Here is a 19,739-nt window from a genome sequence, read left to right on the forward strand (position 1 = left end):
ATGCGCCGCTTCAACCTTTCCGAGTGGGCGCTGGGCAACCGCCCGCTGGTGCTGTTCGCCATGCTGGCCTTCGCGATCATCGGCGCGTGGTCGTACAAGCACCTGGGCCAGTCCGAAGATCCACCGTTCACCTTCAAGGCGATGGTGATACGCACGATGTGGCCGGGCGCCACCGCCGAACAGGTGTCGCGGCAGGTGACCGAGCCGATCGAGAAGGCGCTGATGAACACCGGCGAATACGAGTTCATCCGCTCGTACTCGCGCCAGGGCGAATCGCAGGTGATCTTCATGGCCCGCGACAGCCTGCGTTCCAAGCAGATTCCCGACCTCTGGTACCAGGTGCGCAAGCGCGTGGGCGATATCCGTGCCACGCTGCCGCGCGAGATCGTCGGGCCGTTCTACAACGATGAATTCGGCGACACCTTCGGCAATATCTACGCATTGACCGGCGAAGGCTTCGACTACGCCGTGATGCGCGACTACGCCGACCGCATCCAGCTGGAACTGCAGCGCGTGCCCGACGTGGGCAAGATCGACCTGGTCGGCCTGCAGGACGAGAAGGTCTGGATCGAATTGTCCAACACCAAGCTGGCCACGCTGGGTGTGTCGCTGCAGCAGGTGCAGCAGGCGTTGGCTGACCAGAACGCGGTGACGGCCACCAGTTTCTTCGAGACCCCGAGCGACCGCGTGCAGCTGCGCGTGACCGGGCAGTTCGATTCGATCGAAGACATCCGCCGCTTCCCGATCCAGGCCGGCGAGCGCACCGTGCACCTGGGCGACATTGCCGAGATCAAGCGCGGCTTTGCCGATCCGGCGTCGCCGAAGATGCGCTTCATGGGCCAGGATGCGATCGGCCTGGCGGTGGCGATGAAGGACGGCGGTGACATCCTGAAGCTGGGGGCCACCCTGGATGCCGAGTTCGAGCGCCTGCAGAAAACCCTGCCGGCGGGCATGCAGCTGCGCAAGGTCTCCGACCAGCCGCATGCGGTGGAAGAGTCGGTGGGCGAGTTCGTGCAGGTGCTGACCGAGGCGGTGGTGATCGTGCTGCTGGTCAGCTTCTTCTCGCTGGGCCTGCGCACCGGCCTGGTGGTGGGCGTGACCATCCCGCTGGTGCTGGCGATGACCTTCTTCGTCATGCACTACTTCGATATTGGCCTGCACAAGATCTCGCTGGGCGCGCTGGTGCTGGCGCTGGGCCTGCTGGTGGACGATGCGATCATCGCGGTGGAAATGATGGCCACCAAGATGGAGCAGGGCTACGACCGCCTGCGCGCGGCCAGCTTCGCCTGGGAATCGACCGCGTTCCCGATGCTGACCGGTACGTTGATCACCGCCGCCGGCTTCCTGCCGATCGCCACGGCGGCGTCCAGTACCGGTGAATACACCCGCTCGCTGTTCCAGGTGGTGACCATCGCGCTGGTGGTGTCGTGGATTGCGGCAGTGCTGTTCATCCCGTACCTGGGTGACAAGATGCTGCCGGACCTGTTCAATCCGCAGCCGCCCAAACCCGGAACCCTGGCCGCGCGCTGGCATGCGCGCCGCCTGCAATGGGCCGACCGCTACCCGGCGTTGGCGCGCTGGATCGTGCCCAGACAGCACGGCCACGACCATGATCCGTACCAGGGCCGCTTCTACACGCGTTTCCGTGGCTTCCTCGACCGCTGCCTGCGCCATCGCTGGTGGGTGATCGCCGCGACCCTCGCGCTGTTCGTCGGCTCGCTGCTGCTGTTCCGCTTCGTGCCGCAGCAGTTCTTCCCCGATTCCACCCGTCCTGAGTTGATGGTGGACATCGAACTGGCCGAAGGCGCTTCACTGGCCGCCACCCAGGCCCAGGCCGACAAGCTGGAGAAGCTGCTGAAGGGCCGCGCTGGCATCAGCAACTACGTGGCCTACGTGGGCGCCGGTTCGCCGCGCTTCTACCTGCCACTGGACCAGCAGTTGCCGGCCACCAACTTCGCCCAGTTCGTAGTGCTCACCGACGATGCCAAGGCCCGCGAGAGCACCCGCGACTGGATGCTGAAGGATGTGATCCAGCAGTTCCCGGACGTGCAGATGCGCGTGACGCGCCTGGAGAATGGCCCGCCGGTCGGCTACCCGGTGCAGATGCGCGTATCGGGCGAACACATCGCCCAGGTGCAGGCCATCGCGCGCCAGGTCGAAGCCAAGGTGCGGCAGAACCCGCACGTGATGAACGTGAACCTGGACTGGAGCGAGCCGAGCAAGGTGGTGCGGCTGGTGATCGACCAGGACCGTGCACGTGCGCTGGGGGTAAGCAGTGCGCAGGTGAGCCAGTTCCTCAGTAGCTCGCTGTCGGGCATGAGCGTGAGCACCTACCGTGAAGGCAACCGCCAGATCGAGATGCTGCTGCGCGGGCCGGACAACGAGCGCGCGCAGTTGGACCTGCTGGGCAGCCTGGCCATTCCGACCAGCGGCGGCACGGCGGTCACCCTGTCCCAGGTCGCGCGTCTGGAGTATGCCTTCGAGGACGGCATCATCTGGCACCGCAACCGCCTGCCGACCGTCACCGTGCGCGCCGACATCAGCGATGGCATGCAGGCGCTCGATGTGGTGCAGCAGATCGTGCCGACCCTGGACGACATCCGTGCCGGACTGCCCAGTGGTTACCTGCTGGAAACCGGTGGCTCGGTGGAGGATTCCACACGCGGCCAGGATTCGATCAAGGCCGGCATGCCGCTGTTCCTGATCGTGGTGGCCACCCTGCTGATGTTGCAGCTGCGCAGCTTCTCGCGCGCGGCGATGGTGCTGGTCACCGCACCGCTGGGCATCATCGGCGCCACCCTGTTCCTGCTGCTGTTCCGCGCGCCGTTCGGTTTCGTGGCCTTGCTGGGCACGATCGCGCTGGCCGGCATGATCATGCGCAACTCGGTGATCCTGATCGACCAGATCCAGCAGGACATCGACGCCGGGCATGATCGCTGGCACGCGATCATCGACGCGACCGTGCGCCGCTTCCGCCCGATCGTGCTGACCGCGCTGGCCGCGGTGCTGGCGATGATTCCGCTGTCGCGCAGCGCGTTCTACGGCTCGATGGCGATCTCGATCATGGGCGGCCTGATCGTCGGCACGGTATTGACCCTGGTGTTCCTGCCGGCGCTGTACGCCGCCTGGTTCCGGGTAAAGCCGGACGAATCCGGGGCATAACGCCCCGGGTTTGTAGCCATCTGCACGGGTAGGTGCCAACCTTGGTTGGCATCGATGGCCGCATCCACGCACGGCGTGGCTCTACTGCGCGGTTCCACAGTAGAGCCACCCCATGGGTGGCTGCGCCACTTCAGGCCGCAGGCGCTTTCCGATGCGCGATCCCGCGTACCGCCAACAGGAAGAACACCGCAGACATCACGGTCAGCACCATCGGAATGAACTCGTCGACGGCCAGCCACAGCGCATTGGCCCACTCCTCTGGCAGTGCGGTGCCGGAGTAATACGCCACCGCCGCCATGGCCGGTGTCGCCACAAAGGGCCACAGGCACATGGCCGTGGTCGACCAAGCCAATCCGGCGCTGCTGCGCGTGCGTACCCGACGGTGCAGCATCCAGGCGGCAATTGCCGAAAGCAGCAACGCTGCGCCTGAGGCAATGCCGTTCATCAGGTCGAGGGTCATCGTGGTCGTGTTCCCTGGCAGTGGGGATGGAGGTGCCGCCCGCATCTTGCATCATTTGCGCAGGGCAGTCTTCCGCGTCGGGTCGCCCCGCTGTGGGCGGGTTAGACGGCCTGCATGACTTCGGCTATCGTCGCTGGCCATGGAGAAAGACACGCCGCCGATGGATGCCAGGCCGGTCCGGCGATATCCGCTGGGAAACATCAGTCTGCACGATACGGCGATCGAGGCGCTGCAGGTTTCGCTGGTGGATCGGAGCTGTGTCGTGCGGGTTCGTGGCGTCAGCGGGGACCTGCCCCGGGACGTGCGCGCGGATATCACCTGCGATGGCCTGGATTCGCAGTTCCTTCTGCTCGACAGCCACGAGCTGTCCGAGAATGCACGGTCAGGCAACGTCCAGGACGGCCACTTCGAGGGCCTGCGTGAGACAGGCGTATTCCGCCTGTACCTGACCGGCGGCATGCTGGAATGCACGGCCCGCCAGCTCGCATCGATCATTCACGAAACAGCGCCTCCCGCTCTGGCGGGCGCCAGCGCTTCCAGCGCGTGGACCGACTTCGATACGGGCCCCGACGACCTGTTGTTCTTCGCCGTGCTGAGCGGGTTTACCTACGATGTTGCGCGCAGAAGATTCTGGATGCAGCTGCTGCTGTGGGAGGAAGCGTCGCAGCAGCGCGTGTCGGCATGGATCTGCTTCAAGGGCGTGCGTTCCTTCACGGTCAGGCTCGATGCGTCGACGCTGCAGGTGGAGGGACGCGTGGGGAACGTGTCCCATTGTCTGATGGACAAGCAACGCGGCATCTGCCGGTTCTACCTGTGCAACGGCATCATCCAGATTTCAGCGGAATCGGCGGCTATCGCACATGGCGCGGAGTGAACTGCTCGCGGGATCTGCTTTCTGTAGAGCCGAGCCATGCTCGGCTGCTCTTCGCGCGATGATGGGATGAGTCAAGCATGGCTCGACTCTACCGAAGCACCCACGCATGCCGTGGATCCACCGCTTTGGTAGGTGCCAACCTTGGTTGGCACGGGTTGGGGCATCTACGCATGGCGTGGATCTACCGGTAGAGCCACCCCATGGGTGGCTGCGTGCAATATCCGAAGAAGGCCGGATCAGCCCAGCTTGGCCAGCACCGCATCGGTCGCGGCCGCCGTGCTCACGGCCTGGCCCTTGGCGGCCAGGTCGGCGGTGAAAACGCCGTCGTCCAGCACCGCATGCACGGCTGCTTCGACGGCGGCAGCTTCCGCTTCCAGCCCCAGCGAATGGCGCAGCAGCATCGCCGCGCTGAAGATCGTCGCGTAGGGGTTGGCGATGCCCTTGCCGGCGATGTCCGGCGCCGAACCATGGATCGGTTCGTAGATGCCCACCGCACCCGGCTCACCCAGCGAGGCCGACGGCAGCAGGCCCAGCGAACCGGCCAGCATCGAGGCCTCATCGGTGAGGATGTCGCCGAACATGTTCTCGGTCACGATCACGTCGTACTCGCGCGGCTTGGCCAGCAGGTGCATGGCCATCGAGTCGACCAGCTGGTGTTCCAGCGCTACGTCCGGGAACTCCTCGCGGCCGATGCGCGCGGCCACGTCACGCCACAGGCGCGAGGTTTCCAGCACGTTGGCCTTGTCCACCGAGGTGACCTTGCCACGGCGCTGCTGCGCCAGGCGGAAGGCGCTGCGCAGCACGCGCTCGATCTCGGCCACGGTGTAGCGGCACAGGTCGCTGGCACTGTCGGCATCGCGGGTCTTGTCGCCGAAGTAGATGCCGCCGGTCAGCTCGCGCACCACCACGAAGTCCACGCCCTGCAGCAGTTCGGCCTTGATCGGCGAAGCGCCCAGCGCGGCCTCGTGGGTACGCACCGGGCGCAGGTTGGCGTACAGGCCCAGCGCCTTGCGGATCGCCAGCAGGCCCTGTTCCGGGCGCACCTTGGCATTCGGGTCGGACCACTTCGGGCCACCCACGGCCCCCAGCAGCACCGCGTTCGCGGCCTGGCAGGCGGCCAGCGTCGCGGCCGGCAGCGGTTCACCGTGGCGGTCGATGGCGATGCCACCGATATCGTGCTCGCTGAAGGTGAAGGTGTGGTTGAAGCGTTCGGCGACGGCCTTCAGGACGGCAACTGCGGCGGCGGCCACTTCCGGGCCGATGCCATCACCGGGCAGGACAACAATCTCAGCGTGCATGCTCACTCTCGTAACGTTCGATTTCAGGGACACGGCCCAACAGATACCCCAACTGGTCCACGCCTTCCAGCAGGCAGGTCTGCGAGAAGCCATCCAGCGGGAAGGAATAGACGCGACCATCGGGCGTGCGCAGTTCGCGCGCGGCCACGTCGATGGTCAGTTCATCGTCCGGTCGCTGCATCAGCGCCTGCACGTCGGCTTCGTCCAGCACGATCGGCAGCAGGCCGTTCTTCAGCGAATTGCCGCGGAAGATATCGGCAATCTCGCTGCTGACGATGGCGCGCAGGCCCAGGTCGGTCAGCGCCCAGGGCGCATGTTCGCGCGAAGAGCCGCAGCCGAAGTTGCGGCCCGCCAGCAGGATGCTGCGGCCGGCGTTGTGCGGCTGGTTGAAGGCGAAGTCGGCCACCGGCGAACCGTCGGCCTGCCAGCGCCAGTCATTGAACGCATTGCGGCCCAGGCCGGCGCGCTCGGTGGTGGACAGGAACCGCGCCGGAATGATCTGGTCGGTGTCGATGTTGGTCTGCGCCAGCACCACGCTGGACGAGGTCAGGGTACGGAAACCGGCCATCACGCCACCTCCTGTGCGAACAGGTCGCGGGTATCGGCCACCTGGCCCTTCACCGCGGCCCAGGCCGCGCTCATCGGCGAGGCCAGCAGGGTGCGCGAACCGGGGCCCTGGCGGCCCTCGAAGTTGCGGTTGCTGGTGCTTACGGCCAGCTGGCCGGGGGCGACCAGGTCACCGTTCATGGCGATGCACATCGAGCAGCCCGGCTCGCGCCATTCGGCACCGGCCGCGCGCACGATCTCGTGGATCCCTTCGGCTTCGGCCTGGCGCTTGACGATTTCCGAACCCGGCACCACCAGCATGCGCACGCCGTCGGCCACGTGGCGGCCGCGCAGCACCTGGGCGACTTCGCGCATGTCGCTCAGGCGACCGTTGGTGCACGAGCCCACGAACACCACGTCCACCGGCGTGCCAGCCAGTGCCTGCCCGGCGTGGAAATGCATGTAATCCAGGCCCTTCTGCGCGGCGGCATCATTGGCGGCCGGGATCGGCGCGTCCACCGCGATGGCGGTGCCCGGATGGGTGCCCCAGGTCAGGGTCGGGCGGATGTCGGCGGCGTCGATGTGCACTTCGCTGTCGAAGCGTGCGCCTGCATCGCTGCGCAGCTGCTGCCAGCGCGCCACGGCGGCATCGAAGTCGGCGCCCTTGGGGCCGCGCGGGGTGTTGGCCACGAAGTCGAAGGTGACCTGGTCGGGGGCGACCATGCCGGCGCGCGCGCCTGCTTCGATGGACATGTTGCACAGGGTCATGCGCTGTTCCATGTCCATCGCTTCGATGGTGCTGCCGCGGAACTCGATCACGTGGCCGGTGCCACCGTTCACGCCGATCACGCCGATGATGTGCAGGACCACGTCCTTGGCGCCGACGCCGGGCGCCAGCACGCCGTCAACGGTGATCGCAAACGTCTTCGCCTTGCGCTGCAGCAGGCATTGCGTGGCCAGCACATGGCCTACTTCGCTGGTGCCGATGCCGAAGGCCAGCGAGCCGAAAGCCCCGTGGGTGGAGGTGTGGCTGTCACCGCAGACGATGGTCATGCCCGGCTGGGTGAAGCCCTGCTCGGGCGCGATGACATGGACGATGCCACGGTTGTCCGAGGCCATGTCGAACAGCTCGATGCCGTACTCGGCGCAGTTGCGCGCCAGCGTAGCGACCTGCGCTTCGGAGGCGGCGCTGGCATAGGGCAGCTTGCCGTCGGCACCGGCCGGCAGGGTCGGGGTGGAGTGGTCCATCGTCGCCTTGGTGCGGTCCGGGCGGCGCGGCGCCAGGCCGCGCGCGCGCAGCTCGGTGAAGGCCTGCGGCGAGGTGACCTCGTGGATCAGGTGCAGGTCGATGTACAGCACGGCGGGGGCGCTGTCGGATTCGGGAACCACCACGTGGGCGTCCCACAGTTTGTCGTACAGGGTGCGGGGTGCGGAAGTCATGCGTATGCCTGGCAGAAGTACGAAGTAGCGAACATCAATAAAGTTTGCAGACGGGTCAAGTCAGCGCCGGCGGGCGAGCACGCGCAGGCGTACATAGTCGGCCAGCGGCTGGCCCGAGGCATCGCGCGGCAGGTCGGCCAGCAGCGCCGTGGCGGCCTCGCGCACGGTGGCGCGGGCGTGGTCGGGCAGGTCGTCCAGCAGCGGTGCGGCGAACACCCGCAGCCAGCCAGCCACGCCGGTCGGCAGTGCGGTCGGGCGCGGCGTGGTTTCGATCAGCTGCACCTGGAAGCCGTGCTGGCGCAGGCGGTCGGCGTAGGCATCGGCAGTGGGGAAGTACCACTGGAACGCGCTGGCGCCGTGGCCATGGGCGGCGCGTGCGGCCTGCACTGCGGCGATGATCGTGGCCACGTTGCCATGGCCGCCGAATTCGGCGACGAAGCGGCCAGCCGGTCGCAGGGCACGGCGCACGCCTTCCAGTACCTGGTCCGGGTTGCCCATCCAATGCAGCGCGGCATTGCTGAACACCGCATCGAACTCGGTGTTGAAGGTCAGTGCATGGCCATCCATCACCTGCGCATCAACGCCGCGCGCACGCGCGGCATTGACCAGTTCCGGTGAAGCATCCACGCCATGCAGGCGGGCGCCGCTCAGCGCCAGTTCGGTGGTGAGTACGCCATCGCCACAGCCCAGGTCCAGGATGCGCTCGCCGGCGCGCGGGTCGAGCAGGCGCGCAACCGCACCGCCGAGCAGCGGCACGAAACCCGCGTCGATCGCATAGTCCTGGGCATTCCACTGCTGGCCGGCCGAGGCCGTGGTGGGGGTGTCGAAGGCGCTCATCTCTCGGTCCTCAGGCGGTGGCGGGGGTAGCGGTTTCGGTGCTGCTGGCGGCGGCCTGGCGCTGGCGCAGCAGGCGGTTGGCCACGTCCAGCCAGGCCAGCGCCGAGGCTTCGATGATGTCCTTGCTGGTGCCGGTGCCGTCGTACTCGATGCCTTCATGGCGCACGCTCAGGTTGGCCTCGCCGCGTGCATCGGCGCCGATGCCCACGCTGTGCACCTGGTAGCTGTCCAGCATCAGCTGCACGCCGGTGGCGGCCGACAGCGCGCCAAACAGCGCATCGACCGGGCCGTCGCCCTGCGCGGTCTCGGCCACGCGGTTGCCTTCCGGGTCGGACAGCTCCACCAGGGCGTTGGCGCGGCTGCCGACATCGCTGATGGTCATCGAGGCCAGGCGATAGCCCTGCGCATTGGAACCGCCCTGCATCAGCGTCTGCAGGTCGGCATCGGTCACCACGCGCTGCTGTTCGCACAGGCCCTTGAACTGCTCGAACACCAGCTTCAGCTCGTCTTCTTCCAGCCAGAAGCCCAGCGCACGCAGGCGCGACTCGACCGCGGCGCGGCCGCTGTGGCGGCCCAGCACCATCTGCGAATCTTCCCAGCCCACGTCTTCCGGACGCATGATTTCGTAGGTGCCGCGGTGGCGCAGCATGCCGTGCTGGTGGATGCCCGATTCATGGGCGAAAGCATTGGCGCCGACGATGGCCTTGTTGCGCTGCACCGGCATGCCGACCAGACGCTGCAGCAGCTGCGAGGTGCCGACGATGCGCGGGGTGTTGATGGCGGTGTCCTGCTCGTAGAAGGCCTGGCGCACCTTCAGTGCCATGGTGATCTCTTCCAGCGAGCAGTTGCCGGCGCGCTCGCCGATGCCATTGATGGTGCACTCGACCTGGCGTGCACCGCCTTCGACGGCGGCCAGCGAGTTGGCCACGGCCAGGCCCAGGTCGTTATGGCAGTGCGCACTGAAGATCACGTTGGCTGCGTTGGGGACATCGGCCACGCCGGCGATGACCTGCTGGAACATCGCGCGGATCTCTTCCGGGGTGGTGAAGCCCACGGTGTCCGGCAGGTTGATGGTGGTGGCACCAGCGGCGATGGCCACCCGCGAGACTTCGATCAGGTAGTCCAGCTCGGTACGGGTGGCGTCCTCGGCCGAGAATTCCACATCGTCGATGTACGAGCGGGCCAGGGTCACGTGCTTGCGCACCGATTCCAGTACCTGCTCGCGGGTCATGCGCAGCTTGTGCTCGCGGTGCAGCGGACTGGTTGACAGGAACACGTGCAGGCGCGGATTGACGGCCGCTTCCAGGGCACGCGCCGAGGTTTCGATATCGGCCTGCAGGCAGCGCGACAGCACGGCCAGGGTCAGGCTGGGGCGGCGCAGCTCACGGCCGATCAGGGCCATCGCTTCGCGGTCGGACTGCGAGCTGGCCGGGAAGCCGGTCTCGATGATGTCCACGCCCAGTTCGTCCAGCGCACGCGCCATCACCAGCTTCTGCGGCGGGCTCATGCTGCAGCCGGGGGACTGCTCGCCGTCACGCAGGGTGGTGTCGAAGATGCGGATGCGCGGGGTGGTAATTCGTTCAATGGTGGTCATGGGGAAATCTCCTCGACAGCGGGCGTTGCGGCTTGCAGGTGGGAAGGGGAAGCAATGGGGGCGCTGGCGCGGGTGGGCGCGCGCGCGGGGGAACGGGGCGCTTCGGCGCGGCGCCGGCGCGGTTTGCGCGGCGGGCGCGGGCGGACGTCGGTCAGCAGGCCCGCCAGCACGCCGGCATCGATGTTGCCGCCGGACACCACCGCGCATTTGCGCCGGCCGGCCACGCGGCGCCCGGCGGCCAGCGCCAGCGCACCGGCGCCCTCGGCGATGATGTGTTCTTCCAGCGCCAGCCGCACCAGCGTTTCGCGCAGTTCGGCTTCGCGCACGATCACCACGTCGTCCAGCAGCGAGGTGCACAGGCGGCGGGTCAGGAAGCCGGGAATCTTCACCCGCACGCCGTCGGCCAGCGACGGCACCGGTGCGATTTCGCGCACGTCACCGCTGATCGCACGCGCCATGGAATCGACGCCCTCGACCTGCGCGCCGACCACGCGCACGCCCTGCGACTTCAGTGCCAGCGCCACGCCGGAGGCCAGGCCACCGCCGCCGATCGGCACGATCACCACGTCCATGGCGTGGGCGGCCAGTTCGATGCCGACCGTGCCCTGGCCGGCAATCACGTCGGCATCGTCGAACGCGGACAGGAAACGGTAGCCGTGGCGCTGCGCCAGCTCCACGGCGAATGCATAGGCCTCGTCATAGCTGTTGCCGTGCTGGCGCACGGTCGCGCCCCAGTGGGCGACACCGGCAATCTTGGTGGCCGGTGCGCCATGCGGCATCACGGTGATGGCCGGTACGTCCAGGCGGTAGGCGGCCCACGCCACGCCCTGGGCGTGGTTGCCGGCCGAGGCGCAGATGACCGGCCGGGTATCGCCGCGTTCGCGGCCGGCCAGCAGGGCATTCAGCGCACCACGCACCTTGTACGAACCGGTGCGCTGCAGGTTCTCCAGCTTCAGCCAGGTGCCGAAGCGTTCGGCATGGTGCAGCGGGGTAGGCGGCAGGAAGCGGCGCAGGCGGGCCTGCGCAGCCAGTACGTCGGCAACGCTTACGTCGCCGACATCGCTTTCGGTGCTGGCATCAGCGGCCGGCATGGGCCACCTGCGGGCGGCGGCACTGCGCCGCATGCGCGGACGGGCGGCGAAGAAGACGCCCCCGTACCGGCACCGTGGTTTCTACGGTACGGGTGTTCATGATGCCGCTCCTTCCAGTGCGGTGATCTGCACCGAGACGCAGTCGTAGATCTTTTCGATCTGCCGGCACAGCGTTTCGGCCGGGCGCTGCCCGTCCACCACCAGCTGCAGGTGCCAGCGGCCTTCGTCGCTGTCCACCGGCGCGCCGCTGATCGCGCGCGGCGCAAAGCCGCGGCGTTCGGCCATGCCGATCACGCGCAGCAGCGCGCCTTCGGCCGGGTGCAGCACCAGGTCAAGCCGGTATTGCATTGGGGGTCTCCTGGCGGGCGTGGGCGGGGTTGCTTTCCAGCATGGTGCTGTTGGCGGTGTTGGGCGGCACCAGCGGCCACACGTTGGCGCGGGCGTCGATGGCCACGTGCAGCAGGGCCGGGCCCGGCTCGGCCAGCAGCGCGGCCAGGCCACCTTCCACGTCGTCGCGGGTGTCGATGCGGGTGGCGGCAATGCCGAACACCTTGGCCAGGGCCACGAAGTCCGGGTTGTCGGACAGGTCGATCTCGCTGTAACGCTCGGCGAAGAACAGTTCCTGCCACTGCCGCACCATGCCCAGCGAACTGTTGTCCAGCAGCACGATCTTCACCGGCAGGCGGCAGCGGGCAATGGTGGTCAGCTCCTGCACGTTCATCATGAAGCTGCCATCGCCGGACACCAGCACCACGGTGCGGTCGGGGCAGGCGAACTGCGCGCCCATCGCTGCCGGCAGGCCGAAGCCCATGGTGCCCAGCGCACCGCTGGTCAGGTGGTTGCGCGGGTGGTTGAAGCGGCAGTGCTGGGCGACCCACATCTGGTGCTGGCCCACGTCGCAGGCGATCACCGCGTCGGCCGGGGCCAGCTCGCTCAGGCGCTTCAGCAGGGCCGGTGCGTAGATGTGCTGGCCCGGCGCGTCGTAGCGGGCGGCGAAGCGATCGCGGTGCTGTGCACAGCGCTTGCGCCATGCGTCCTGGTGGGCCTGGGGGGAGGGGAAGGCCGCACGCAGGGCGCGGATGGCGTGGCCGACGTTGCCGGGCACGGCCACATCGGCGCTGCGCAGTTTGGAGATCTCGTAGGCGTCAGCGTCGATATGCACCACGCGGGCGAACGGCGCGAACTCGGCCAGCTTGCCGGTGGCACGGTCATCGAAACGCGCGCCCAGCACCAGCAGCAGGTCGCTGTCCTGCACGGCCATGTTGGCCGCACGGGTGCCGTGCATGCCCAGCATGCCCAGCGACTGCGGGTGCTGCGGCGGCAGTGCACCCAGCCCGCGCAGGGTCATCACGGTGGGAATGCCGCTGGCTTCGACGAAGTCGCGCAGATCCTGCACGGCCTCACCCAGGGCGATGCCACCACCGGCGTAGACCACCGGCTTTTCGGCCGCCGCCAGCGCGGCGATGGCCTCGGCGATGGCCGCATCGGCGGCGGCGGCCGGCGGCTCGACGCTGGCCGGCACATGCACCGGCAGGTGGCTGGCATCGGCCAGCTGCACGTCCTTGGGCAGGTCGATCAGCACCGGGCCGGGGCGGCCTTCGCGGGCGATGCGGAAGGCATCGGCCACCACGCGCGGCAGGTCATCGACACTGCGCACCAGCCAGCTGTGCTTGACGATGGGCATCGTCAGGCCAAACACATCCAGTTCCTGGAAAGCATCGGTACCCAGCAGCGGGGTACCCACCTGGCCGGTGATGCAGACCATCGGCACCGAATCCAGCATGGCATCGGCAATGCCGGTCACCAGGTTGGAGGCGCCCGGGCCAGAGGTCGCCACGCAGACGCCAACCTGGCCGCTGGCGCGGGCAAAGCCATTGGCGGCCAGCGCCGCGCCCTGCTCGTGGCGCACCAGGATGTGCTTCAGCGCCGAATCCACCAGCGCGTCGTAGAACGGCATGATGGTGCCGCCCGGGTAACCGAACAGCGTGCGGACACCCTCGGCCTCCAGCGCCTGGGTCAGCCAGCGCGCGCCGTTGGGCGGCGCGCTGCGATGTGTGGAAGAGTTCATGGGGGAACCTTGCAAAGCGGGTGGGGGAGGCCGCGTGGTTACGCGGCCTGTCCTTGCAACCAGACCATCTTGGCGCGCAGTTCCTTGCCTACCTTCTCGATCGGGTGCTCCAGGTCGGCCTGCTTGAACTTGTTGTAGTTCGGCAGGCCCGCTTCGTACTCGGCCACCCAGTTCTTGGTGAAGGTGCCGTCCTGGATGTCCTTCAGCACTTCCTTCATGCGCTCCTTGGTGCCGGCGTCGATCACCCGCGGGCCGCTCACGTAGTCACCGTACTGGGCGGTTTCGGAGATGAATTCCAGCATCCGCGAGATGCCGCCTTCGTAGAACAGGTCCACGATCAGCTTCAGTTCGTGCAGCACTTCGTAATAGGCGATCTCCGGCTGGTAACCCGCTTCCACCAGGGTTTCGAAGCCGGCCTGCACCAGGGCCGAGGCGCCGCCGCACAGCACGGCCTGCTCGCCGAACAGATCCGTTTCGGTTTCTTCCTTGAAGGTGGTCTGGATCAGGTTGGCGCGTGCGCCGCCCAGGCCGGCCGCATAGGCCTGCGCGTGCTGCGCCGCCTGGCCGCTGACGTCCTGGTAGACCGCCCAGATGCACGGCACGCCACGACCGATCTCGTATTCGCGGCGGACCAGCGCGCCCGGGCCCTTCGGTGCCACCAGCACCACGTCCAGGTCGGCGCGCGGTTCGATCATGCCGTAGTGCACGTTCAGGCCGTGGGCGAACAACAGGCAGGCGCCCTGTTTCATGTTCGGCGCCAGCACCTCGTTGTAGAGCTTCTTCTGCACCATGTCCGGGGTCAGTACGGCCACCAGGTCGGCATCCTTCACGGCGTCAGCCGGGGCCACCACGGTGAAGCCATCGGCCTGTGCCTTGGCTTCGGTCGGGCCGCCCGGGCGCAGGCCTACCACCACGTCGAAGCCGGATTCACGCAGGTTCAGCGCGTGGGCGCGGCCCTGGCTGCCGTAACCGACGACGGCGATCTTGGTCTGGGGCAGGGAGTTGGTGCTCATGGGGGAGGTTCCTTGGCTGGGAAGAAAAAAGACGGCCGGCAGTCGAAGCGACGTACCGGCCGGTCAGGGGAAAGCGGGGGAGGAGGCGCCGCGCATCGCACGGGCACAGCCACCACGGCAGGGCGTGGTGCAGCAGGTCCGGGTTTTGCGGGAGGCGGTGTGCATGGTCGTGGCTGGATGGTTGAGTGGTTGCGTGTGAAACCAGGTCCTGAAATGAAAAAACCCGCACCAGGGTGGGTGCGGGTTTCTGATCGAGTTCCGGTGTGTCTGTTGCTTACACGCTGGCTCGTCCCGCACCTGTGGGCTGGCTAATAAGTACGAGCACGAGAAGCGAACGCAGCGATGCGGCGCCGGAATCGGCGGCTTCAGTGGCGGTTCGCAGGGGCGGGTGGCGTTGCAGCATGGGATCGAGAGAAACATAGCCATTTCCGCGGTGTCAACCCTGGCAACGGGTTTTTCATCGGTTTCGCCTGTATCTGGCGCAAAGGCTTGTGGCGCAAGGATGGTTGCCGCTGAAAGTGTTTCGGTGAACCGGAATTCACTCTTTTCAGCGGGTTTTTTGCGCGGATTTGCCGGTGATTCCGCCCTGGATTTACCGACGCCCGCAGCCGTGCACGCATCCCGCTCTGGTAGGTGCGGACCTTGGTCCGCACTGGATTCCCCGAAGCCAGCCAAGGTCCGCACCCACCGAAGCGCTGCCGCCATGACCTCTGCCCGATACCGCGCGCGCCCCACAGCGGCGAAGATCAGGTCACCACCCTTCCATCGGAACCCAACCGTGTCCCGACGCCTTGCCCGCTCCCTGCTTGCCGCTGCCGTGCTGGCCGCAGTCCCCGCCCTGTCCAGTGCCGCCGACCGCATCACCGGCCAGACCTTCGCCACCCGCTCCGAAGTCATCGCCCCGCATGCCATGGCCGCCACCTCGCAGCCGCTGGCGACCCAGATCGCGCTGGACGTGATGAAGGCAGGCGGTTCGGCGGTCGATGCCGCCATTGCCGCCAATGCGGCGCTGGGTCTGATGGAGCCCACCGGCAACGGCATCGGCGGCGACCTGTTCGCCATCGTGTGGGATCCGAAGACGCAGAAGCTGTACGGCTACAACGGCTCGGGGCGTTCGCCGAAGTCGCTCACCCTGGCCGAGTTCCAGCGCCGTGGCCTGAAGGAGATTCCGGCCACCGGTCCGCTGCCGGTATCGGTACCCGGCGCGGTGGACGGCTGGTTCGCGCTGCACGACCGCTTTGGCCGCAAGCCGATGGCCGACAACCTGGCCCCGGCCATCCGGTATGCGCGCGAGGGCCATCCGGTGGCTGAAGTGATTGCCTACTACTGGGATCGTTCGGTGCCGCGCCTGTCGAAATATCCCGGCTTCAGCGAACAGTTCACCATCGACGGCCATGCCCCGCGCAAGGGCCAGATGTGGAAGAACCCGAACCTGGCCGACACCCTGCAGAAAATCGCCGATGGTGGCCGCGATGCGTTCTACAAGGGCGACGTGGCCCGCGCCATCGGGGATTATTTCAAGGCCAATGGCGGTTATCTCAGTTACCAGGACATGGCCGACCACCACGGTGAATGGGTCGAGCCGGTCAGCAGCAACTACCGGGGCTATGACGTGTGGGAACTGCCGCCGAACAGCCAGGGCATTGCCGCGCTGCAGATCCTCAACGTGCTGGAAGGCTACGACTTCTCGAAGATCGCGTTCGGTTCGCCCGAGCACGTGCACCTGTTCGTGGAAGCCAAGAAGCTGGCCTTCGCCGATCGCGCGCGCTTCTATGCCGACATGGCCTTCCAGCCGGCACCGGTGCAGAAACTGATTTCCAAGGAATACGCCGCGCAGCGCCGCGCGCTGATCTCGATGGACAAGGCGCTGAAGGAAGTGCAGCCGGGTACGCCGAAACAGCTCGAACAGGGCGACACGATCTACATGACCGTGGCCGACAGCGACGGCATGATGGTCTCGCTCATCCAGTCCAACTACCGCGGCATGGGCAGCGGCATGGCGCCACCGGGGCTGGGTTTCATCCTGCAGGACCGCGGCGAGATGTTCGTGCTGCAGAAGAACCATCCCAACGGCTACGCACCGGGCAAGCGCCCGTTCCAGACCATCATTCCGGCCTTCATCACCAAGGACGGCAAGCCGTATGCCAGCTTCGGCGTGATGGGCGGTGCGATGCAGCCGCAGGGCCATGCGCAGATCGTGATGAACCTGGTCGACTTCGGCATGAACCTGCAGGAAGCCGGCGATGCGCCGCGCATCCAGCATGAAGGGTCGACCGAGCCGACCGGCCAGGCCACCGCCATGAGCGATGGCGGCGAAGTGAACCTGGAAACCGGCTTCCCCTACGAGACCGTGCGCGCCCTGATGCGCAAGGGCCACCGCGTGGTGTTTGCCGATGGCCCGTATGGTGGCTACCAGGCCATCCTGCGCGATCCGGAAAGCGGTGTGTACTTCGGTGCGTCGGAAAGCCGCAAGGATGGCCAGGCCGCCGGTTACTGACCCGGCCTGTGCTCTAATACGCAGCAAGAAGCGGGGGTACCGCGGCCAGTGGCCACGGTTGAGACAGTCCCTTGGAACCTGATCCGGTTCATACCGGCGTAGGGAAGCTTTGCAGTGCAGCCGTGCCCGGAGTCCGCCCAAGGACCGTCCGGGCGCGGTGCGCAGTGCGCCGCCGCTTCGTCCCTGACCTTCCTGGACGATGCCCGATGAACGCACAGCCCTCCGATCTGCAGCAGCAGGCCCAGCAACTTTCCGCGTCAGTTACCCGGCCCATCGCCGGTTCGCGCAAGATCCACGTGCCCGGTTCGCGCCCCGACCTTCGCGTGCCCATGCGCGAGATCGCGCTGACCCGCACGCCCACCCTGTTCGGTGGCGAGGAAAATGCGCCGCTGACCGTGTACGACACCTCCGGTCCGTACACCGATCCGCAGGCGACCATCGACCTGACCACGGGCCTGCCGGCGCTGCGCCGTGGCTGGATCGAAGAACGTGCCGACACCGAAGCGCTCGATGCGCTCAGCTCGCGCTTCGGCCGCGAACGCGAGCACGACCCGAAGCTGGACGCGGTGCGCTTCCCCGCGCGCAGCCTGCCGCGGCGCGCGAAGGCCGGGGCCAACGTGACCCAGATGCACTACGCGCGGCGCGGCATCATCACCCCGGAAATGGAGTTCGTGGCGATCCGCGAGAACCAGCGGCTGCAGGATATCCGTGACGCCAGCCTGCTGCAGCAGCACGCCGGTGAATCCTTCGGCGCGTCCATTCCGAAGATCATCACGCCTGAATTCGTGCGTGATGAAATCGCTCGTGGCCGCGCGGTACTGCCCAACAACATCAATCACCCCGAAAGCGAGCCGATGATCATCGGTCGCAACTTCCTGACCAAGATCAACGCCAACATCGGCAACAGTGCGGTGTCCTCCGGCATCGCCGAAGAGGTGGAGAAGCTGGTCTGGGCGATCCGCTGGGGCGGCGATACGGTGATGGATCTTTCCACCGGCAAGCACATCCACGAAACGCGGGAATGGATCATCCGCAATTCGCCGGTGGCCATCGGTACGGTGCCGATCTACCAGGCGCTGGAGAAGGTCGACGGTCGCGCCGAGGCGCTGACCTGGGAGATTTTCCGCGACACGCTGATCGAACAGGCCGAGCAGGGCGTGGACTACTTCACCATCCATGCCGGCGTACTGCTGCGCTATGTTCCGCTCACCGCCAAGCGGGTGACCGGCATCGTCAGCCGCGGTGGCTCGATCATGGCCAAGTGGTGCCTGGCCCACCACAAGGAGAATTTCCTCTACACGCACTTCGAAGACATCTGCGAGATCATGAAGGCCTACGACGTGACCTTCTCGCTGGGTGATGGCCTGCGCCCGGGCTGCATTGCCGATGCCAACGATGCCGCGCAGTTCGGCGAACTGGAAACGCTGGGCGAGTTGACGAAGATCGCGTGGAAGCACGATGTGCAGACCATGATCGAAGGCCCCGGCCATGTGCCGATGCAGTTGATCAAGGAGAACATGGACAAGCAGCTGCGCGAGTGTGGCGAAGCGCCGTTCTACACGCTCGGCCCGCTGACCACCGATATCGCGCCGGGCTACGACCACATCACCAGTGCCATCGGTGCGGCGATGATCGGTTGGTTCGGCACCGCCATGCTCTGCTATGTCACGCCCAAGGAGCACTTGGGCCTGCCCAACCGCCAGGATGTGCGCGACGGCATCATGGCCTACCGCATCGCCGCACATGCGGCCGACCTGGCCAAGGGCCACCCGGGTGCGCAGGTGCGTGACAACGCGCTCAGCAAGGCGCGCTTCGAATTCCGCTGGGAAGACCAGTTCCACCTGGGCCTGGATCCGGAAAAGGCCAAGGAATTCCACGACGAGACGTTGCCCAAGGATGCACACAAGCTGGCGCACTTCTGTTCGATGTGTGGCCCGCACTTCTGTTCGATGAAGATCACCCAGGACGTGCGCGAGTACGCCGAGAGCGGCATGCAGGAAAAATCGGCACAGTTCCGCGCGGCCGGTGCGCAGGTCTACCAGCAGGGCTGAGCGGGGAGCGCCGGGCCATGCCCGGCGGCTTCTCTCACGCGCGACCGGCTATGCTCGCGCCATCGCTCTGGGGAAGGACGCCATGCCCGTTGCTCTGACCACCCGCTGGCTGGCCATCGCGCGCCGCCACCCGTCGGCCTGGTTGTTGGCCGCGCAGTTGCTGGCGGTGCTGTTGTATCCGGCACTGGATGAAACCGCTGGCGGTCGCGCTGCGTTGGGCGTGTTCGGCATGGCGGTGCTGGGGCTGGCGTTGTGGGTGGTGCAGCGCAGTCCACTGGGCACGTGGCTGGCACTGGTGCTGGCCATTCCCTCGGTGGTGTTTTCCATCGCCGCCGCGCTGCTGGATCACCCGGGGCTGGCCATCACCGCGCAGCTGCTGGAAAGCCTGTTGTACTTCTACACCGCCGGCGCGCTGACGGCCTACATGCTGCAGGACCACAAGGTCACGCGCGATGAACTGTTCGCCGTTGGTGCTACGTTCACATTGCTGGCGTGGGGATTCGCGTTCGCATTCGCTGTATGCCAGCAGTGGTATCCGGGCAGTTTCCAGGGCACCGGCGGCGGCCTGCAGCGCACGTGGATGGAGTTGCTTTATCTGAGCTTCAGCTTGCTGTCCGGGGTCGGCCTGAGCGACGTGGTTCCGCTGCATCCACAGGCACGCGCACTGGTCATGCTGGAGCAGTTTTCCGGCGTTATGTACGTCGCTTTGGTGGTTTCGCGGCTGGTTGGACTGACCATGCTGCGGCGCTCCTGAAAATGAACGCCAGATAAAAATTTCGCGCCCCGAAGGGCGCGAATGGTGCTGCTT

General features: G+C 66.9%; 15 protein-coding genes and 1 riboswitch. Of the genes, 5 read left to right on the forward strand and 10 right to left on the reverse strand.

Features of this window, described 5'->3' with window-relative positions; genetic code table 11:
* Positions 1–3,162: an efflux RND transporter permease subunit gene (locus tag AC06FA_RS15955; RefSeq protein WP_478069162.1), complete on the forward strand. Its 3,162-nt coding sequence runs from the start codon at positions 1–3 to the stop codon at positions 3,160–3,162.
* A 130-nt stretch (positions 3,163–3,292) separates the two neighbouring features.
* Here AC06FA_RS15955 and AC06FA_RS15960 read toward each other — a convergent pair whose 3' ends face one another.
* Entirely contained in the window at positions 3,293–3,622 is a 330-nt protein-coding gene (locus AC06FA_RS15960) for a hypothetical protein (RefSeq protein ID WP_478069163.1), read from the reverse strand.
* A 139-nt stretch (positions 3,623–3,761) separates the two neighbouring features.
* On the opposite strand from AC06FA_RS15960, the gene AC06FA_RS15965 reads away from it, so the two are divergent.
* On the forward strand, positions 3,762–4,496 hold the full coding sequence (locus AC06FA_RS15965; protein ID WP_478069164.1) for a hypothetical protein: 735 nt from the start codon (positions 3,762–3,764) through the stop codon (positions 4,494–4,496).
* 236 nt (positions 4,497–4,732) lie between these two features.
* Here the strand turns inward: AC06FA_RS15965 and leuB are convergent, their stop codons facing one another.
* From leuB to ilvC, 9 genes are all read right to left on the reverse strand, one after another.
* Positions 4,733–5,794 carry a 3-isopropylmalate dehydrogenase gene (gene leuB, locus AC06FA_RS15970; RefSeq protein ID WP_478069165.1) on the reverse strand — a complete coding sequence of 354 codons (1,062 nt, stop codon included), beginning with the start codon at positions 5,792–5,794 and terminating at the stop codon, positions 4,733–4,735.
* Entirely contained in the window at positions 5,784–6,362 is a 579-nt protein-coding gene (gene leuD, locus AC06FA_RS15975; protein ID WP_006390726.1) for a 3-isopropylmalate dehydratase small subunit, read from the reverse strand. The genes leuB and leuD overlap by 11 nt, the downstream gene beginning before the upstream one ends.
* Complete coding sequence (gene leuC / locus AC06FA_RS15980; protein WP_478069166.1) at positions 6,362–7,780, reverse strand: 3-isopropylmalate dehydratase large subunit; 1,419 nt, start codon at positions 7,778–7,780, stop codon at positions 6,362–6,364. Before leuC ends, leuD begins: the two co-directional genes overlap by 1 nt.
* A 60-nt stretch (positions 7,781–7,840) precedes the next feature.
* Positions 7,841–8,617, reverse strand: a complete 777-nt coding sequence (locus AC06FA_RS15985) for a class I SAM-dependent methyltransferase (RefSeq protein ID WP_478069167.1) — start codon at positions 8,615–8,617, stop codon at positions 7,841–7,843.
* Between the two features lie 10 nt (positions 8,618–8,627).
* Positions 8,628–10,211 carry a 2-isopropylmalate synthase gene (locus AC06FA_RS15990; RefSeq protein WP_478069168.1) on the reverse strand — a complete coding sequence of 528 codons (1,584 nt, stop codon included), beginning with the start codon at positions 10,209–10,211 and terminating at the stop codon, positions 8,628–8,630.
* Positions 10,208–11,302, reverse strand: coding sequence for a threonine dehydratase (locus AC06FA_RS15995; protein WP_478069169.1), 1,095 nt, complete (start codon positions 11,300–11,302; stop codon positions 10,208–10,210). The genes AC06FA_RS15990 and AC06FA_RS15995 overlap by 4 nt, the downstream gene beginning before the upstream one ends.
* A gap of 96 nt (positions 11,303–11,398) precedes the next feature.
* A complete protein-coding gene (locus AC06FA_RS16000) occupies positions 11,399–11,650 on the reverse strand; it encodes an ACT domain-containing protein (protein ID WP_108750606.1) in 252 nt (83 codons plus the stop codon).
* The gene (ilvG, locus tag AC06FA_RS16005; protein ID WP_478069170.1) at positions 11,634–13,370 is read right to left on the reverse strand and encodes an acetolactate synthase 2 catalytic subunit; all 1,737 of its coding nucleotides are present in this window, start codon (positions 13,368–13,370) and stop codon (positions 11,634–11,636) included. Before ilvG ends, AC06FA_RS16000 begins: the two co-directional genes overlap by 17 nt.
* 38 nt (positions 13,371–13,408) lie before the next feature.
* Positions 13,409–14,383: a ketol-acid reductoisomerase gene (gene ilvC / locus AC06FA_RS16010; RefSeq protein ID WP_478069171.1), complete on the reverse strand. Its 975-nt coding sequence runs from the start codon at positions 14,381–14,383 to the stop codon at positions 13,409–13,411.
* 778 nt (positions 14,384–15,161) lie between these two features.
* On the opposite strand from ilvC, the gene ggt reads away from it, so the two are divergent.
* From ggt to AC06FA_RS16025, 3 genes are all read left to right on the forward strand, one after another.
* Positions 15,162–16,880 carry a gamma-glutamyltransferase gene (gene ggt, locus AC06FA_RS16015; RefSeq protein WP_478069172.1) on the forward strand — a complete coding sequence of 573 codons (1,719 nt, stop codon included), beginning with the start codon at positions 15,162–15,164 and terminating at the stop codon, positions 16,878–16,880.
* A 22-nt stretch (positions 16,881–16,902) separates the two neighbouring features.
* Positions 16,903–17,003, forward strand: a riboswitch (TPP riboswitch).
* An 83-nt stretch (positions 17,004–17,086) separates the two neighbouring features.
* Positions 17,087–18,931, forward strand: coding sequence for a phosphomethylpyrimidine synthase ThiC (gene thiC / locus AC06FA_RS16020; protein ID WP_478069173.1), 1,845 nt, complete (start codon positions 17,087–17,089; stop codon positions 18,929–18,931).
* Positions 18,932–19,013: 82 nt separating this feature from the next.
* Entirely contained in the window at positions 19,014–19,685 is a 672-nt protein-coding gene (locus AC06FA_RS16025) for an ion channel (RefSeq protein ID WP_312707346.1), read from the forward strand.
* Positions 19,686–19,739: the final 54 nt, after the last annotated feature.

The sequence above is a fragment of the Stenotrophomonas sp. Steno-C17 genome, assembly GCF_056393165.1.

Excerpts from the sequence above, each read along its gene's own strand:
- AC06FA_RS15955 (WP_478069162.1), top strand. The coding sequence starts at position 1 with ATGCGCCGCTTCAACCTTTCCGAGTGGGCGCTGGGCAACCGCCCGCTG.
- AC06FA_RS15960 (WP_478069163.1), bottom strand. The coding sequence starts at position 3,622 with ATGACCCTCGACCTGATGAACGGCATTGCCTCAGGCGCAGCGTTGCTG.
- AC06FA_RS15965 (WP_478069164.1), top strand. The coding sequence starts at position 3,762 with ATGGAGAAAGACACGCCGCCGATGGATGCCAGGCCGGTCCGGCGATAT.
- leuB (WP_478069165.1), bottom strand. The coding sequence starts at position 5,794 with ATGCACGCTGAGATTGTTGTCCTGCCCGGTGATGGCATCGGCCCGGAA.
- leuD (WP_006390726.1), bottom strand. The coding sequence starts at position 6,362 with ATGGCCGGTTTCCGTACCCTGACCTCGTCCAGCGTGGTGCTGGCGCAG.
- leuC (WP_478069166.1), bottom strand. The coding sequence starts at position 7,780 with ATGACTTCCGCACCCCGCACCCTGTACGACAAACTGTGGGACGCCCAC.
- AC06FA_RS15985 (WP_478069167.1), bottom strand. The coding sequence starts at position 8,617 with ATGAGCGCCTTCGACACCCCCACCACGGCCTCGGCCGGCCAGCAGTGG.
- AC06FA_RS15990 (WP_478069168.1), bottom strand. The coding sequence starts at position 10,211 with ATGACCACCATTGAACGAATTACCACCCCGCGCATCCGCATCTTCGAC.
- AC06FA_RS15995 (WP_478069169.1), bottom strand. The coding sequence starts at position 11,302 with ATGCCGGCCGCTGATGCCAGCACCGAAAGCGATGTCGGCGACGTAAGC.
- AC06FA_RS16000 (WP_108750606.1), bottom strand. The coding sequence starts at position 11,650 with ATGCAATACCGGCTTGACCTGGTGCTGCACCCGGCCGAAGGCGCGCTG.
- ilvG (WP_478069170.1), bottom strand. The coding sequence starts at position 13,370 with ATGAACTCTTCCACACATCGCAGCGCGCCGCCCAACGGCGCGCGCTGG.
- ilvC (WP_478069171.1), bottom strand. The coding sequence starts at position 14,383 with ATGAGCACCAACTCCCTGCCCCAGACCAAGATCGCCGTCGTCGGTTAC.
- thiC (WP_478069173.1), top strand. The coding sequence starts at position 17,087 with ATGAACGCACAGCCCTCCGATCTGCAGCAGCAGGCCCAGCAACTTTCC.
- AC06FA_RS16025 (WP_312707346.1), top strand. The coding sequence starts at position 19,014 with ATGCCCGTTGCTCTGACCACCCGCTGGCTGGCCATCGCGCGCCGCCAC.